Raw genomic sequence first — 16,866 nt, 5'->3', positions numbered from 1 at the left:
ATTGAAAATTGGAGGGAATTATGATGGCAAAAGATTTTTACTCAGCAATTGAAGACAGAAGATCTATTTATGCAATTAGTAAAGAGCAAGTAGTTTCTGATGAGAAAATTCAAGAAGTGATTTATCATGCTGTAAAACATACACCTTCAGCTTTTAATTCTCAAAGTGCTCGCGTTGTTGTTTTATTAGGAGAACAACATGATAAATTATGGGATATTACGAAAGAAACGTTACGAAAAATTGTACCTGAAAATAACTTTGCACCTACTGAAGAAAAAATGAATGCATTTAAAAGTGGTTATGGAACGGTTTTATATTTTGAAGACAGTGAAGTAGTGGAAAGCCTTCAAGCTAACTTTGCATTATATAAAGATAATTTCCCAACTTGGTCTCAGCAATCATCAGGAATGTTACAATTTGCAATTTGGACAGCTTTAGAAATTGAAGGGTTTGGTGCTACGTTACAGCATTACAATCCGCTAATTGATGAGGAAGTGAGAAAAGAGTGGGATGTTCCAGAGAATTGGAAACTTATTGCACAAATGCCATTTGGTAAACCGGTAGTACATGCTGGTGAAAAAGAATTCCAACCGCTAGAGGACCGTGTGAAAATTTATAAATAATTTAAAAAGGTGAACAGGAATATAACCTGTTCACCTTTTTTATACGTAATAAGGGTTTTTTTGTCCTGCATTTTTCATCTGATTTTTTAATTCGTTTTTACGTGTTTCAATAGCTGATACTTTTTGTAATGTTATCATTGAAACGAATTGAATAAAAGCATAGTATAGCTCTATATTTTTTTGTATTGGATCATCTATTATATTTCTCACAAATATGCCTCCTCTTTTTATTCCAATAAAACTCCGTATTAATGGGCAGCCCGAGTGGTGAGGGTTAATAATTAGCGGAGGATGTATAAAACCCTTACTGATTAAAGTTTCATTTTATAAGGGAATGAAACTTTAATCAATTCGCTAAAATTCTTTTTTATTAAGATATGTATATAATACTATAAATATCCTATAAATTCCATTATGGGAAAAAGAGAACAGTTGATATAGTGTGTGTTTTCTTTAAAGGAGAAATGGCTTTTTTGAAATAAATCTTACAATTCGTCAAATTATTTCAAAATTGTAGATAGTATAGAAATTTAGTTTTCTAAAAATATTATACTATTGATAAATAGAGTGATTTTTGTCATGATGAAAGTATACTTCATGTAAGGAGCTTTATAAGGAAATACATAATGTGGTTTGTATTAGGTTAATAGAATTTTTTATAGAAGATAGAAAAGGGATGTTTTATATTAAGATATTAAATGGAATGTCGAATTTTCATGCGATATATGAGAAATTTGAAAAAATCATTGCAAAAATACTATAATTAATGATAAAGTTCACATGAAGTTCACACAGATTTCACTTCGTTCATTTAAAATGAACTCTGTGTGAAAAATAAAACTCTTGCTAAAAAATGGAACTGGATGAATATTTTACTTTGATAATATTGTAAAGTATTAAAGTTTTAGTTTTTTTTAAGAGGATAGTAGGGAAAGGAAGTAAAGACAACTTATGAAAAAAGTAATTGCAGGTTTAGCAGCAGCTTCTGTAGCTGGCGTTGCAGTTCCAGGAATGGATTCTGCTCATGCACAAGTTTCAAATGAAGCGCTAAAAGAAATTAATGGACAAACTCAAACTCAAACTCAAACGACTGTAACTGAAACAAAAACTGTAGAAACAACTTCTGAATTAAAATACACAGTAACTGCTGATGTATTAAATGTTCGTTCAGGTGCTGGTACAGGACATAACGTTATTTCTAAAGTAAAGTCAGGCCAAGTGCTACAAGTAGTTGGACAAGAAAATGGTTGGTTCAAAGTAAACGTAAATGGTCAAACAGGTTATGTAAGTGGTGACTTCGTAACGACTGGTGGCAAAACAGGAACGACTGTTCAACAAGGAACAGGTACTTACACAGTAAACGTTTCTTCACTTAACGTACGTACAGGCCCAAGTACATCTCATACAGTATTAGGTTCTGTAAACAAAGGTAAAACAGTACAAGTTGTAGGTGAAGTACAAGATTGGTTTAAAATCAACTTCAATGGTGGAACTGGATACGTAAGCAAAGACTTCGTAACAAAAGGTGGTTCTGCTGTATCTAACGAAACACAACAACCAACTACAAACAACAATACTACAACAGTTCAAACTGGTGGTTCTTATGTTGTTAACACTGGTGCTTTAAAAGTACGTACAGGCCCAGCTACATACAACGCTGTAATCGGTGGAGTAACAAATGGTAAAGTATTAAACGTTACTGGTGCTGAAAATGGTTGGTACAAAATTAACCATAACGGCCGCACAGGTTACGTAAGTGCAGACTTCGTTAAGTTTGTAAAAGGCGGAGTAAACAACGTTACAAATAACAATAATGTTACAAATAACGTTCAACAACCAGGTAAAGACGTACAAAAACCAACAACAGGTGGAGATACATCTTCAATCGCTGGATTCGCTAGATCTTTAAATGGTTCACCATACAGAACTGCTGGTACAACACCTGCTGGTTTTGACTGCAGTGGATTCATTCACTACGTATTAAATCAAACTGGTCATAAAGGCGCTCGTCAAACAGTTGCTGGATACTGGAGCTCTAAAACAAAAACTAGCAATCCACAACCAGGTGATTTAGTATACTTCCAAAATACTTATAAATCAGGTCCTTCTCACATGGGTGTTTACTTAGGAAACGGTCAGTTCATTAGTGCAGAAACAGATGCAACTGGTGTACGTATTAGTTCTGTAAGTAACTCTTACTGGAGCAAGCACCTATTAGGTTACACAAAAGCATACTAAGAAAAAGTAGTTTTATATACTTTTCGTATAGAGAAAAGGCTTTCCAAGGAAACTTGGGAAGCCTTTTTATAGTTGAATAAATTGGAAGTTTAATAGTTTTTATTTTAACTTTCCATTTAAAAATCGATCATATAAGTCATGGAAATAGTTAGGACGAAATAAGTTCGCTGCATGTCCCGCTAACGGTATTTCCTTATATAGAACGTTAGGCAAAATAGATTTCAAATCAAATAGACAAGATTTATAGAGATGATCATGTTCTCCCATTACCCATAGTATAGGGTGAGGAAGTGATTTTAATTTAGATTTTAAATCGAATTCTAACCGATGTCGTAATGACTGGGCAATTATGGATGAATGTAATTGTAATCCGAAACGGTAGTAAATATTTCTTGAAATGACTGCGAACGGATTTGCTTTTAATATACCGCTTGGAAAAATAGTATTTGCGTATTGAGAGAGCCATTTAGAGTATTCATCTCCTCGCTTCTCCCAAAAATTTTGAAATACATTATATAAACGAGAAGGGTTATTGTAATGTCCTCCAATATGACAAATACTTAATACTTTTTCTGGATGCATTTGTGCAAAAATTGTAGAGATGTAACAGCCGTAACTTAGCGCACAAATATGTGCTTTTTTAATACCTTCTTGTTCATATAAGTTTAATAATTGATCTACGAGGCGCTGTAATGAAAAGTCGATTGCTTCTCCTTTATCATCACCGTGACCTAATAAGTCATAAGTTATAATGTTGTAGGAGGCAGAAAATCGTTTTTGCTCTTTTTTGAAGGCGCGACGATTGCCAACTAATCCATGAATAAAAATAATTGTTTCCTTTTCAGAATGTATATTTGTTTGCAAAAAGGATACTCCTTTCACTAACTGGAGATTTATATCGTGTTTTAAATTATTTATCTATAATTTACATAGAATAATATTAAGTACCAGGTAATAATATCAGATGTTTATATCTGTTGTAAAGATGAGTTTTTATGTATATTTTGTAAAAATAGAAAAAGTGTGTTTACATTCAGTTTACATTTGTATCGTATTCTAATTTTAGAAAGAACAGTTTTGTTTAACATGAGGAGATGAACAGGAATGGAAGTTAGAAATGAAATAAAGAAAAAAGGGAGTTGGAGGCAGTTTTTACGCCTTATTCAAGATACAAATCCTCCGAAAGGAATTTTAGTTTTTGCGCTGTTAATGAGTTTGCTTTCTACGGGAGCGAGTTTATTTATTCCTATGCTGACAAAAGGATTAGTAGATAATTTTTCGCTTTCTTCAATTAGTGCAGGACAAATTGTTGGGTTAGTTGCTTTCTTTGTAATGCAAACTATTGCGGCAGGGTTGTCTATATATTTACTAAATTATATTGGGCAGAAGATTGTAGCGGGACTAAGAGAACGTTTGTGGAAAAAGGTACTTATCTTGCCGGTATCTTATTACGATCAAAATAGAACAGGTGATACTATTAGCCGTATGACGAATGATACAGGTGTTGTGAAAACGTTAATTTCTGAGCATTTGTCAAACTTATTAACAGGTGGTATTTCAATTGTTGGATCGTTAATTGTATTATTTGTTTTAGATTGGAAAATGACTGCGTTACTTTTAACGGTTATTCCGTTGTCTGTGTTAATTTTAGTTCCACTTGGACGAAAAATGTATAAGATTTCAAAAGCGCTTCAAGATGAAACTGCATCTTTTACAAGTGTGTTAACGCAAGTGTTATCAGAAATTCGTTTAGTGAAATCTTCAAATACAGAAAAGAGAGAATATGAAACGGGTAATACAGGTATACAAAAGTTATTACAATTTGGTTTGAAAGAAGGAAAAGTGCAAGCATTAATTTCGCCAGTTATGTCGTTTGTTTTAATGGCACTACTTGTTATTATCGTAGGGTATGGCGGGATGCGAGTTTCTAGCGGTGCATTAACAACCGGTGAACTTGTAGCGTTTATTTTGTATTTAGTTCAAATTGTAATGCCAATGAGTCAATTATCTATGTTCTTTACACAATTCCAAAAGGCAATTGGTGCAACGGAAAGAATTAGTACGATTTTAGAATATGAAGTAGAAGATCATGAAACTGGTGTGAAAGTGACAAATGCTAAGCAACCGATCGTTCTTGAAAATGTACATTTTGAGTATAACGAAGAAGAGCAAGTTTTGAAAAATATTGATTTCACAATTGAATCTGGAAAAGTGACAGCGATTGTAGGACCAAGTGGTAGTGGGAAAACAACGTTATTCTCATTACTGGAACGTTTTTATGAGCCAACTAGTGGTGCCATTAAATTAGGGGAAGAATCAATTACGAGTTATTCATTAGAGTCATGGCGACGTCAAATCGGTTACGTATCACAAGATAGTCCGTTAATTGATGGAACGATTCGTGATAATATTTGTTATGGTGTCGAGGGCGAAGTAACGGATGAAGAAATTGAAAAAGTAGCTGCAATGGCATATGTTGATGCATTTATTCATGACTTACCAAACGGTTATGCAACAGAAGTTGGAGAACGCGGTGTGAAACTTTCTGGAGGACAAAGACAGCGAATTGCCATTGCCCGAGCGTTACTTCGAAATCCGCAAATTCTTATGTTAGATGAGGCGACTTCAAGCTTAGATAGTAAATCTGAGTCTGTCGTTCAAAAAGCGTTAAATAACTTAATGAAAGGCAGAACAACGTTAGTGATTGCGCATAGACTTTCTACTGTTGTAGATGCAGATAAAATTGTCTTTATTGAGAAAGGGAATCTTACAGGTAGTGGTACGCATGATGAATTATTACAGACGCATGATATGTATCGTGAGTTTGCAACGCAGCAATTGAAAATTAAAGAGGGGGCATTATAAAATGAATCATCAGTGGGATTTTACTCAACTGATGATTCATTTTTAAACAATATATTAGATGCTAAGTAGAAAGGAAATGGTTCCTTTGATACCTAAAATTTTAATAGTAGATGACGATCCACACATTAGAGAACTCGTTTCGGTATTTTTAGAACGAGAAGGTTTTCAAACATATGAGGCGATTGATGGAGTAGATGCACTTCAGAAAATGGATGACGTAAAAGTCGATATGGTTATTCTTGATATCATGATGCCAAATATGGATGGATTTGATGTATGTTTTGAATTAAGAAAATACTATGATATCCCGGTTCTGATGCTAACTGCCAAAGGGGAAACATCACAAAAAGTAAAAGGATTTCACCTTGGGACAGATGATTATCTTGTAAAACCATTTGACCCTATAGAATTAGTAGTGAGAGTAAAGGCATTATTGAAACGTTACCAAATTACAGTTTCCCAATCGATTCAAGTTGGAAATGTATTATTAAATCGTAAAACATTCGAAGTTACATCTGGAGAACAAACGGTTACATTACCGTTAAAAGAATTTGAGCTGCTCTTTACTTTAGGGTCTAAATCGGGAAGAACTTGTTCGAGAGAGCAATTAATTGAAGAAATATGGGGATATGATTTTGAAGGGAATGAGCGTACACTAGACGTTCATATTAATCGGTTACGTGAGAAGTTTCAAGAAGAGCAGTCGAAATTTAGTATTAAAACAATAAGAGGATTAGGGTATCGCTTAGAGGTAAGTAAATGAGAAAAAGAAAACGAATGAGTAAGTTGAAGATGCTGAAAGTATTTGGAGCGGTATTAGCGCTCTTTTCTTTTCTTACTATCATTTGGTCTATCGCATTTTATGTAGCAACTAGTATATTGAATGCTTTTGACGTAAACGTATCGCCGTTTGTTGCCTTTCTAATTAGTGATATGGTCGGTTTTGTATTTATTATTCTTATTTGGACATTGATTGGAATATTAATGAGACCAAAACGAGAGGCGATGATTTGGACTATTATTGAACCGATACAAAAAATTGCAAAAGGAGACTTCTCCGTAAAAATACGAAATGAAGAAAAGTATGATGGCGAAATTGGCGTGCTCGTAAAAAGTATAAATGATATGACAGATGAACTGAATGCGATGGAGAAAATGAGACAAGAGTTTGTATCAAATGTTTCTCATGAAATACAGTCACCATTAACTTCTATAAAAGGATTTGCTAGAGCACTACAAGACGATAATCTTTCTGAGGAAAAAAGAAAGCATTATCTTACCATTATTGAAACTGAAACAACGAGATTATCTAAACTAAGTCAAAATTTACTAAAGCTAACTCTTTTAGAATCAGAAGAATATATACCAGAAAGAGTGAGCTATCGATTAGATCAACAATTAAAGCAAATTGTGTTAAATAGTGAACCACTCTGGGCTGAAAAAGAAATTGAGTTAGAACTAGATTTAGAAAAAGTACATGTTATTGCTGACCAAGAAAGTATGAGTCAAGTGTGGATTAATTTAATTCATAATAGTATTAAATTTACTCCAAGCGGTGGTACGATTACTATTCAGTTAAAGGAACATGAGACAGTAGTGGAAGTGCGTATCCGTGATTCAGGAATTGGCATATCAGAAGAACAGAAACAACATATTTTTGAGCGTTTTTATAAAGCGGATTCTTCACGAAATCGTGCCTATGGAGGAAGTGGCTTAGGTTTAGCTATTGTAAAGAAAGTACTCGACCTTCATCATGGGGAAATAAAAGTTGAGAGTGAGGAAGGAAAAGGTACTGAATTTATTGTGCGTATGCCAAATCATGAAGAGAAATAGTGTTAGAAGGAGAACCTTCTAACACTATTTCTCTTTAAAAATGCATTTACCGTTACTGCAATTATATTGATAAGCTTTTCCTTCGCTTTCATACTCATACACTCCCCTATGCTGGATTTGTTTTTATTTTACATGAATAATGGTAAAAAAATGAAACTTATAAATAAAAACTTTCTATAGTTACCTACAAGTAACCTACGCACATGAAAGTGCATCATTGCCTTTTTACATAAAGATAGATACAATTTTAATATAATACATAACTGAAATGATTAAGGAGTGTTATACTTGGCAGAATTATTACAAGGTAAAAATGCTTTAATTACAGGAGCAGGTAGAGGGATTGGTCGCGCTGTAGCGATTGCATTAGCGAAAGAAGGCGTAAATGTAGGACTTTTAGCTCGCTCAGAAGAAAACTTAAAAGCTGTAGCGAAAGAAGTAGAAGCAGAAGGCGTAAAAGCTGTTATTGCAACTGCAGATGTTTCTTCATACGAAGAAGTAACAACTGCGATTGAAACGTTAAAAAATGGTTTAGGATCTATTGATATTTTAATTAATAACGCTGGTATTTCTAAATTCGGTAAGTTTTTAGAACTAGACGTTGCTGATTGGGAAAAAATCATTCAGGTAAACTTAATGGGTGTATACTATGCAACTCGTGCAGCTTTACCGAGCATGATTGAACAACAATCTGGTGATATCATTAACATTTCATCTACAGCAGGACAAAAAGGTGCACCTGTAACAAGTGCATATAGTGCTTCTAAATTTGGTGTCCTTGGTTTAACAGAATCGTTAGCGATGGAAGTTCGCAAACATAACATTCGTGTAACAGCTTTAACTCCAAGTACAGTAGCAACTGATATGGCTGTAGATTTAGGATTAACTGATGGAAACCCTGATAAAGTAATGCAAGCGGAAGATATTGCAGAATTTATCGTAGCGCAGCTGAAATTAAATAAACGTACATTTATTAAATCTGCTGGGCTTTGGTCTACTAATCCATAGGAATTAAATTTAACTTTAAAAGAAGGGATATCTATTCTGTAAGGGGTAGATGTCCCTTCTTTATTTTTTGTATTCGAGACAGAATTTTCGGTATAATTAAAGGTGAATGGTAGAAAGCATTGGTAAATTGAAAGGAATGGCAGTTGTAAAAGAGTGATGTAAGGAGGGAAAAGGATGAGAAAGAAGTTTCAAAAATTATAACATGTATCGTGTATAACGAGATTAGCTCGTGGACCTCCAGTATACATAGCATTATTGTATATTAAAAAATTGGAGGCTATAAGTAGATGAGAACTGAAAAAGAAATGTTAGATTTAATTATAAATACAGCAATAGAGGATGAAAGAATTCGAGCTGTCATCATGAATGGATCGCGTGTAAATCCAAATGTGAAAAGAGATTGTTTTCAAGACTATGATATTATGTATGTTGTAAATGATATACAATCTTTTACGTCTAATCATAATTGGATTCATAGATTTGGAGAAATAATGATTGTACAAATGCCAGAAGAAATGTCGTTAGTTCCACCAGATGAAGATGGGAAGTTTCCATATTTAATGCAGTTCATGGATGGGAATCGGATTGATTTAACGCTAGTTCCAGTTGAGTTAATAAAAAAGTTCGTTGGACAAGATAGTTTAAGTAAACTGCTTCTTGATAAAGATAATTGTCTGGAAGAATTCCCGCCAGCAAGCGATAAAGATTACTTAGTAAAAAAGCCTACAGAAAAAGAGTTTTTAGATTGCTGTAATGAATTTTGGTGGTGTAGTACGAATATCGCAAAAGGGTTATGGAGAGAGGAGCTTTCTTATGCAAAAGGAATGCTTGAAGGACCAGTGCAAGATATGTTCATCGTAATGCTAGAATGGTATATTGGTATGAAAACAGACTTTACAGTTAATACAGGGAAGTTTGGAAAGCATTTTGAGCAATATATTGAAGAAGATATGTGGGAGCAATTTAAAAGAACATTTTCTAATGCAGAATATGAAAACATATGGGATTCATTCTTTGTCATGGGTGATTTATTTAGGGAAGTGGCGAACGAAATTGCTAACACGTATGAATATCAATATCCGCAAGATGATGATGATAAAGTGACGAACTATTTAAAACATGTGAAAGCTTTGCCGAAAGATAGTACATCGATTTATTAATAATATAAAGCAGCAAGACTGTCCTAATTAAGGACAGTCTTATTTTTTGTTTATGAATAACAATTTCTCTAACAAAGTGCAGATGAATCACATATGAAACTTTAGGGAGGTTTTTATTATGTATTATTTTTATTCGCCACAAATGTTTGCCCCATATCATTGGGGACTAGAACGAGATGTTTCATACGCCTATATGCCATATGACTCATTTTATTATGGAGACTATATAAGTTCATTGCCATACGTATATACCCCTCAAAACTATGAAGTACAAATGAAAGCAGATGATCGTGGATCGTGGACACCATTTTCATGGGTCGAAAAATATGCGTACGCATTTTCCGGACCGTACAATAAAGCGGAAGTAGCTCTTACATTTGATGATGGACCAGATTTAGAATTTACGCCAAAAATTTTAGATAAGTTAAAACAACATAATGTAAAAGCGACTTTCTTCTTACTTGGTGAAAACGCAGAAAAATTTCCGAACGTAGTAAAGCGTATTGCGAATGAAGGGCATGTAATTGGTAATCATACGTATAGTCATCCGAACTTAGCGAAAGTAAATGAGGATGAGTACCGTAATCAGATTATAAAAACGGAAGAAATATTAAATCGTTTAGCTGGTTATGCACCGAAGTTTATACGTCCGCCATACGGTGAAATACTTGAAAATCAATTAAAATGGGCCACAGAGCAAAATTTTATGATTGTACAGTGGAGTGTTGATACGGTTGATTGGAAAGGTGTGAGTGCTGATACGATTACAAATAATGTGTTAGGGAATTCATTTCCTGGAAGTGTCATCCTCCAACATTCAACACCAGGTGGGCATTTACAAGGATCTGTAGATGCACTAGACAAAATCATTCCGCAGTTAAAAACGAAAGGGGCACGTTTTGTAACACTTCCAAGTATGTTCCAGACATCAAAAGAAAGAAAGTGAATGTGTTATGAATTGGGAAAATAAGGTTTATGTCGTATAATGAAAGTGTAAGTTAGGGGGGATATAATTGATTTATGCACTAGTAAACATAGGAATAAGCATATTGATTAGTATTATTTTTATATTTGCGGCAATTATTCTTCAAAAGAATCCACCGACCGATATTAATGCGGCATATGGTTATCGTACGAAACGATCTATGAAAAATAAGGAATTATGGGGTGCGGGTAACAGGTATAGTGCAGAAGTGATGAAGCAAAATGGATTCATCATGATGTTAATTGGAAGTGTTATTAGTATACTGTTTAGATACTCCCATACAACGTTAGCTATAATGATCTTTATGCTAGTACTAATCATTCGCTTATTCATACGAGTAGAGAAAAGATTGAAGGCACTTGAGCAATAATGAAAAATAGGACTCCACGCAATATAATGCTAGGAGTCCTATTTTATTTATAAACTATTATTTTCTAGTAAGTCTTTTCCTTGTTCAACAACAAATTCATAGTATGCAAGATCATATGGATAAATATCATCAAAAGTTATCGTTATCGGTTTATTGCTCAAAACAGAAGTAGCTGTAAAAGATGAAATTTCACCATTTAATAGTTGTAGAAAAGAAGTTGCATGTACTTTCATCAAATCGTCTACTTCTTCACCTGGTGCGAATGGAAGTGGATTGATGACATTGTGAAAATACATATGACAAAATTCACGATCAGTAAGATTTGAAATTTCATAATCTATTTTAAAGATTCCTTTGTATACTAAATCAGTAGTTTGAAAGGAAAGCCCCAATTCTTCTTCGATTTCACGAAGACCACCAATTTGTACATCTTCATCATGCATAATATGTCCAGCTGAAGTAATATCCCATATAAGTGGAGCTTCTTTTTTATTTTTAGAGCGTAATTGGAAATATAAGAATATATCTTTAGCATCTTTTTCTACAAACCAACAATGAAATGTTTCGTGCCAATCACCGTCACGATGCACTTCATCCCGTAATTTCTTCCCAAGTGTATTTCTTTCAGAATCAAATATTGTTAACCACTCTGTCATTTTAATTCCCCTTTCTGCAAATTTTATTATACAATATTCGTATTGAATTTTGGGAAAATAAAGAAAAAGGGGCGATTATAAGTGGAGATAGAGCGTATGGAAATAAAATCGATTATTTCAACAGAGGAAGAGTTACGGAAAATATTGGGGAAACCAAGTGAGCGAGCATTGAAAAAAGTTATTTCATCATTAGACCACCATTGTGTAGATTTCCTTTCTAAATCTCCTTTTCTAGTATTATCTACTGCAAATAAGTTGGGGGAGTGTGACGCCTCGCCGAGAGGAGACGCACCTGGATTTGTATACGTACTCAATAATAATAAAATTATCATTCCAGAAAGGCCAGGAAATCGTCGTATAGACTCCATTTTGAATATTATTTCAAATCCACGTGTAGGACTAATCTTTTTTATTCCAGGTCTTGGGGAGACACTTAGAATAAATGGCCGAGCGTATATTACAAACGATGAAGAAATTTTGAAAGAAATGCAGGCGAATGGACGTAATCCGTTGCTTGGAATTGTTGTTGAAATAGAAGAGTGTTACATTCATTGTGCAAAAGCGTTTATTCGTTCGAAGATGTGGGATCCAGAATCTTGGTTACATAAAAAAGAGTTACCTTCAGCAGCAAAAATGTTGTTAGAGCATGCGAAAGTGAATGCTTCAGAAGAAGATGTTGCACGTTCTTTAGAAGAAAGTTATACAAAAAGATTGTATTAAAAATTTTATTGATATAATTTTGCAAGGTGAGTATGTACGGGTTTTAGAATGGGGATTTATCCCGCATTAACGGGCAGTAACACCCCTACCTCAAAATTCAGCGAAAGCAAAGAAGTTAGGTGGGGATCAACTGCCCGTAAAAGCCCGATTGGTGAAGGCTAATAATCAGTGGGGATGAACAAAATCCCCACTGATTAAAGTTTCACTTTATATATGAACCGTTGATTTATAAACTGGAGAAATGACAAAATAGGTAAATTGAGTGGCAGTTGCATAATGCTATTGTGAAATATAATAAAAAATTATTTTGAAAATAGTTAGTAAAAATAGGCTTGCTTTTTAAAAATTTGATAACTATAATAAGTTAACAAATAGACATGAACGAAAAAGTAATGATAAGGACACGAAATCATTTTTACGGTTTACAGAGAGGGAAGCCAAGGGTGTGAGCTTCCTAACACGAGAAATGATTTTACCACCTTTGAACTTCAATAGTGAACGAGTAATCTAGTAATTATTGGCGGTATCAGCCGTTATCTGAACTTGAGCAATCTAGAAGGAGATACGTCTAGATTGGAACAAGGGTGGAACCACGAAAACACATTCGTCCCTTTCCTAGGGATGAGTGTGTTTTTTATGGTATAAGAGATTGAAAATTTAAAATAATTAAAAAATAGTATTGATTTTGTTTTTTATGCGAGTATAATGAGTTAACAAATAAACATGAACGAAAAAGTAACGATAAGGACACGAAATCATTTTTACGGTTTACAGAGAGGGAAGCCAAGGGTGTGAGCTTCCTAACACGAGAAATGATTTTACCACCTTTGAACTTCAATAGTGAACGAGTAATCTAGTAATTATTGGCGGTATCAGCCGTTATCTGAACTTGAGCAATCTAGGAGGAAATACGTCTAGATTGGAACAAGGGTGGAACCACGAAAACACATTCGTCCCTTTCCTAGGGATGGGTGTGTTTTTTTACTTTGAAAGGAGGTGCGGTAATATGAAACGATTTATAAGTACGGAAATAACCACCACCTGCATGACAAAAAAGCAGAGTAAGGTGATTTATAGATGTAATAATTAAACTTTTAGGAGGAGATTAGAAGATGAATAACGTTATAAATGTTGGGGTATTAGGTTTAGGTACGGTCGGAAGTGGTGTTGTTCATATTTTGAAAGAACATTATAAAAAAATCGCACTTGATACAGGATACGAAGTGAAAGTGAAAACAGTCGTTGTACGTGATTTGGAAAAAGAACGCGATGTTTGTATTGACGGGATTGCAGTAACAAGTCATGCAGATGAAGTTCTAAATGATTCAAATATTGATATTGTAGTAGAGGTAATGGGCGGAATTGAAGAAGCAAAACAGCATATTGTTAAGGCTTTACGAAATAAAAAACATGTCGTAACAGCAAATAAAGATTTAATGGCTGTATATGGTGCAGAGCTTCTTCAACTGGCGAACGATAATGATTGTGATTTATGTTACGAAGCGAGTGTAGCGGGCGGTATTCCAGTGTTAAGAGGACTAACTGATGGGCTAGCATCAGATCAAATTGAAAAAATAATGGGAATTGTAAATGGTACAACAAATTATATGTTAACAAAAATGAGTCAAAATGGATGGTCTTATGAAGAGGCTTTACAGGAAGCACAAAAATTAGGCTTTGCAGAATCGGATCCGACAGCAGATGTAGATGGACTAGATGCGGCGAGAAAGGTAGCAATTCTTGCAAACTTAGGTTTTTCGATGAATGTTTCATTAGATGATGTGCAAGTAAGAGGGATTCGAAAGGTCGAAAAAGAAGATTTACAAATGGCTGAAAAGTTAGGATTTACTATGAAGTTAATTGGTAAGGCTGAAAAACAAGGACCAGCCATTCATTTAAGTGTAGAACCGACGCTTTTACCGAGCCAGCATCCATTATCAAATGTGAATAATGAATTTAATGCGGTGTATGTCCATGGCCAAGCGGTAGGAGAAGTGATGTTTTATGGACCCGGAGCTGGGAAGTTACCGACTGGTTCTGCTGTAGTAAGTGATATTATTTCAATCGTTAAAAATATGAATCAAGTTCCGAAAAATAAAAGTGCGTTAAAAGAACCAGTTCCTTATGAATTACAAGGTGATGAAGAAGTAGTTTCGAAATATTTCTTACGCATTTCATTACAAGATGAGCCTGGGATGTTACAAAAAATAACAGAATGTTTCGTTAATTATTCTGTAAGTTTAAAAGAGGTTATTCAATTACCTTTAAACCGTGAACTGGCAGAAGTCGTTGTTGTGACACATCGAACTTCCAAGTATCAATTTGAACGAGTTTTAGAAGCGATAGAAGCTGTCGCAAGTGAAATAAACAGTTACTACATTATTGAGGAGGAAAAACAATATGTATAAAGGACTATTAAAACAATATGCGTCTTATTTACCGGTGAATGAAAATACACCTGATGTCAGCTTAATGGAAGGAAACACACCACTTATTCCATTATTAAATATATCAAAACAATTAGGGATTCAGCTATATGGTAAGTACGAAGGAGCGAATCCGACAGGTTCTTTTAAAGATCGTGGTATGGTCATGGCAGTTGCTAAGGCGAAAGAAGAAGGTTCAGAGGCAATCATTTGTGCATCAACAGGTAATACATCAGCATCAGCTGCAGCATATGCGGCACGTCTTGGGATGAAATGCATTATCGTAATACCGGAAGGAAAGATTGCACATGGAAAATTAGCGCAAGCGGTCGCTTATGGAGCTGAAATTATTTCAATAGAAGGAAATTTCGATGATGCGCTTAAGGCTGTAAGAAATATTGCTGCAGAAGAGCCGATTACGTTAGTAAACTCAGTAAATCCTTATCGAATTGAAGGGCAAAAAACAGCAGCGTTTGAAATTTGTGACCAATTGCAAAATGCACCAGATGTTCTAGCTATCCCTGTTGGGAATGCAGGGAATATTACAGCGTATTGGAAAGGCTTCTGTGAATATGAGAAAGAAAAAGGTTATAAAAAGCCAAGAATTCATGGCTTTGAAGCGGAAGGAGCAGCTGCAATTGTAAAAGGGCATGTAATTGAAGAGCCTGAAACAATTGCAACAGCGATTCGCATCGGTAACCCAGCAAGTTGGGCGTATGCAGTAGAGGCTGCCGAGCAGTCTCGTGGTGAAATAGATATGGTATCAGATGAAGAAATTTTACATGCGTATAGGTTATTAGCAAAAACTGAAGGAGTTTTCGCTGAACCAGGATCAAATGCTTCATTAGCCGGCGTAATTAAACATGTTCAATCTGGGAAAATCAAAAAGGGAGAAACAGTTGTTGCGGTATTAACTGGAAATGGTTTGAAGGATCCTGATATCGCTATTTCTTCAAATCAACTAGACATCGCAAGTGTGTCAAATGATATAGAACAAATTAAAGATCATATTAAAGGGGTGATTATGTCGTGATACCATTTAGCGTTCGTGTCCCTGCTAGTACGGCGAATGTTGGTCCTGGATTTGATTCAGTTGGAATAGCTTTGTCATTGTATTTAGGTGTGGTGGTTAAAGAAAAAGCTGATAAATGGCAAGTAATCCATTCCTTTGAAGAATCAATTCCGACAGACGATAAAAATTTAATCGTTAGCACGGCATGTAAAGTATGTCCTTCTATATCACCCCATATAATAGAAGTTACTAGTAATATCCCATTAACGAGAGGGCTAGGAAGTAGTGCATCAGCGATTGTAGCTGGGATAGAGCTTGCGAATCAACTAGGCAATTTGAACTTAACTGCTGATCAAAAAGTTCAAATTGCTACAAATTTTGAAGGACATCCTGATAATGTTGCTGCTTCTATATTAGGTGGAACTGTAATTGGAGCACTTGATGGAAAGGATGTTTCCGTCGTAAGAATTGAGAGCAAGGAATTGGGTGTAATTTCTCTCATTCCGAATGCAGAATTAAATACAGATGAAAGTCGATCTGTATTACCAAAGATGTTTCCGTTTCATGAGGCAGTTAAAGCTAGTGCGATAAGTAACGTATTAGTAGCTGCATTATGTCAAAAGCGGTGGGAAGTTGTAGGTGAAATGATGGAGAGAGACCATTTTCACGAACCATATCGTTTAGAACTCGTACCATTATTACCATCTATTCGTAAATGCGCAAAAGAATTTGGTGCGTACGGCACAGCACTTAGTGGTGCGGGGCCATCTATTTTTATATTAACGCCATATGAGAAGCGTCAAGAAATCGCTGAGCAATTAGCGAGAGTATTTACAGATATGAAAGTATGTGAGCTTGAAATCGACCATAAAGGTATTATTGTAAATAAGGAAGAGCATATTGGATCGTAAAGAAAGCTGGCATGGCTAGCTTTCTTTACGTTGCAAACCTATTTTAAATTAGGTTTTTT

Annotated in this window: 16 protein-coding genes, 1 pseudogene and 2 other annotated features; of the genes and pseudogenes, 13 read left to right on the top strand and 4 right to left on the bottom strand. The window is 34.8% G+C overall.

Annotated elements, in window-relative coordinates:
• Nucleotides 1-20: 20 nt before the first annotated feature.
• A complete protein-coding gene (locus tag ACTFR8_RS04815) occupies nt 21-623 on the top strand; it encodes a nitroreductase family protein (protein WP_001987122.1) in 603 nt (200 codons plus the stop codon).
• Nucleotides 624-662: 39 nt separating this feature from the next.
• On the opposite strand, the gene ACTFR8_RS04810 is transcribed toward ACTFR8_RS04815, so the two are convergent.
• Nucleotides 663-833 (bottom strand): hypothetical protein, encoded by a 171-nt coding sequence (locus tag ACTFR8_RS04810; protein WP_001244279.1) that lies wholly within the window; start codon nt 831-833, stop codon nt 663-665.
• A gap of 741 nt (nt 834-1,574) precedes the next feature.
• Here ACTFR8_RS04810 and entFM point away from each other — a divergent pair.
• Nucleotides 1,575-2,861: an enterotoxin EntFM gene (entFM, locus tag ACTFR8_RS04805; protein ID WP_000755513.1), complete on the top strand. Its 1,287-nt coding sequence runs from the start codon at nt 1,575-1,577 to the stop codon at nt 2,859-2,861.
• Nucleotides 2,862-2,960: 99 nt separating this feature from the next.
• On the opposite strand, the gene ACTFR8_RS04800 is transcribed toward entFM, so the two are convergent.
• On the bottom strand, nt 2,961-3,725 hold the full coding sequence (locus ACTFR8_RS04800) for an alpha/beta fold hydrolase (RefSeq protein WP_001194306.1): 765 nt from the start codon (nt 3,723-3,725) through the stop codon (nt 2,961-2,963).
• A 240-nt stretch (nt 3,726-3,965) separates the two neighbouring features.
• Here ACTFR8_RS04800 and ACTFR8_RS04795 point away from each other — a divergent pair, with 240 nt between their 5' ends.
• From ACTFR8_RS04795 to hitS, 3 genes are all read left to right on the top strand, one after another.
• Entirely contained in the window at nt 3,966-5,726 is a 1,761-nt protein-coding gene (locus ACTFR8_RS04795; RefSeq protein WP_000453865.1) for an ABC transporter ATP-binding protein, read from the top strand.
• Nucleotides 5,727-5,811: 85 nt separating this feature from the next.
• Nucleotides 5,812-6,489, top strand: a complete 678-nt coding sequence (hitR, locus tag ACTFR8_RS04790) for an envelope stress response regulator transcription factor HitR (protein ID WP_000612414.1) — start codon at nt 5,812-5,814, stop codon at nt 6,487-6,489.
• Nucleotides 6,486-7,559 (top strand): envelope stress sensor histidine kinase HitS, encoded by a 1,074-nt coding sequence (hitS, locus tag ACTFR8_RS04785; protein WP_001231615.1) that lies wholly within the window; start codon nt 6,486-6,488, stop codon nt 7,557-7,559. Before hitR ends, hitS begins: the two co-directional genes overlap by 4 nt.
• 24 nt (nt 7,560-7,583) lie before the next feature.
• On the opposite strand, the pseudogene ACTFR8_RS04780 reads toward hitS, so the two are convergent.
• Nucleotides 7,584-7,658, bottom strand: a pseudogene (locus ACTFR8_RS04780) (DUF3139 domain-containing protein); the annotation flags it as partial.
• A 189-nt stretch (nt 7,659-7,847) separates the two neighbouring features.
• Here ACTFR8_RS04780 and ACTFR8_RS04775 point away from each other — a divergent pair.
• The 4 genes from ACTFR8_RS04775 to ACTFR8_RS04760 all read left to right on the top strand — a co-directional run bounded on the left by ACTFR8_RS04775 (nt 7,848) and on the right by ACTFR8_RS04760 (nt 11,082).
• Nucleotides 7,848-8,567: a 3-ketoacyl-ACP reductase gene (locus tag ACTFR8_RS04775; protein ID WP_000818985.1), complete on the top strand. Its 720-nt coding sequence runs from the start codon at nt 7,848-7,850 to the stop codon at nt 8,565-8,567.
• Nucleotides 8,568-8,854: 287 nt separating this feature from the next.
• Nucleotides 8,855-9,727, top strand: coding sequence for an aminoglycoside 6-adenylyltransferase (locus tag ACTFR8_RS04770; protein ID WP_001258502.1), 873 nt, complete (start codon nt 8,855-8,857; stop codon nt 9,725-9,727).
• Between the two features lie 118 nt (nt 9,728-9,845).
• Complete coding sequence (locus tag ACTFR8_RS04765; protein WP_000291215.1) at nt 9,846-10,673, top strand: peptidoglycan-N-acetylglucosamine deacetylase; 828 nt, start codon at nt 9,846-9,848, stop codon at nt 10,671-10,673.
• 70 nt (nt 10,674-10,743) lie between these two features.
• Nucleotides 10,744-11,082, top strand: coding sequence for an SdpI family protein (locus tag ACTFR8_RS04760; protein WP_025966230.1), 339 nt, complete (start codon nt 10,744-10,746; stop codon nt 11,080-11,082).
• A gap of 47 nt (nt 11,083-11,129) precedes the next feature.
• On the opposite strand, the gene ACTFR8_RS04755 is transcribed toward ACTFR8_RS04760, so the two are convergent.
• On the bottom strand, nt 11,130-11,738 hold the full coding sequence (locus ACTFR8_RS04755) for an NUDIX hydrolase (protein ID WP_000141380.1): 609 nt from the start codon (nt 11,736-11,738) through the stop codon (nt 11,130-11,132).
• An 81-nt stretch (nt 11,739-11,819) separates the two neighbouring features.
• Here ACTFR8_RS04755 and ACTFR8_RS04750 point away from each other — a divergent pair, with 81 nt between their 5' ends.
• From ACTFR8_RS04750 to thrB, 4 genes are all read left to right on the top strand, one after another.
• Nucleotides 11,820-12,458 (top strand): pyridoxamine 5'-phosphate oxidase family protein, encoded by a 639-nt coding sequence (locus ACTFR8_RS04750; protein WP_000402131.1) that lies wholly within the window; start codon nt 11,820-11,822, stop codon nt 12,456-12,458.
• A 383-nt stretch (nt 12,459-12,841) separates the two neighbouring features.
• Nucleotides 12,842-13,073: a binding site (T-box leader), on the top strand.
• A gap of 114 nt (nt 13,074-13,187) precedes the next feature.
• Nucleotides 13,188-13,419, top strand: a binding site (T-box leader).
• Between the two features lie 151 nt (nt 13,420-13,570).
• Nucleotides 13,571-14,866, top strand: a complete 1,296-nt coding sequence (locus tag ACTFR8_RS04745) for a homoserine dehydrogenase (RefSeq protein WP_001066899.1) — start codon at nt 13,571-13,573, stop codon at nt 14,864-14,866.
• Entirely contained in the window at nt 14,859-15,917 is a 1,059-nt protein-coding gene (gene thrC / locus ACTFR8_RS04740) for a threonine synthase (protein WP_000276433.1), read from the top strand. The genes ACTFR8_RS04745 and thrC overlap by 8 nt, the downstream gene beginning before the upstream one ends.
• Complete coding sequence (gene thrB, locus ACTFR8_RS04735) at nt 15,914-16,807, top strand: homoserine kinase (protein ID WP_000612105.1); 894 nt, start codon at nt 15,914-15,916, stop codon at nt 16,805-16,807. The genes thrC and thrB overlap by 4 nt, the downstream gene beginning before the upstream one ends.
• The last annotated feature ends 59 nt before the right edge of the window (nt 16,808-16,866 follow it).

Source organism: Bacillus cereus group sp. MYBK15-3 (assembly GCF_051916765.1).
GTDB classification, from domain to species: Bacteria; Bacillota; Bacilli; order Bacillales; family Bacillaceae_G; genus Bacillus_A; species Bacillus_A cereus.
The sequence above is the reverse complement of the archived record's forward strand: the minus strand, read 5'-3'. Positions and strand labels throughout refer to the sequence as shown.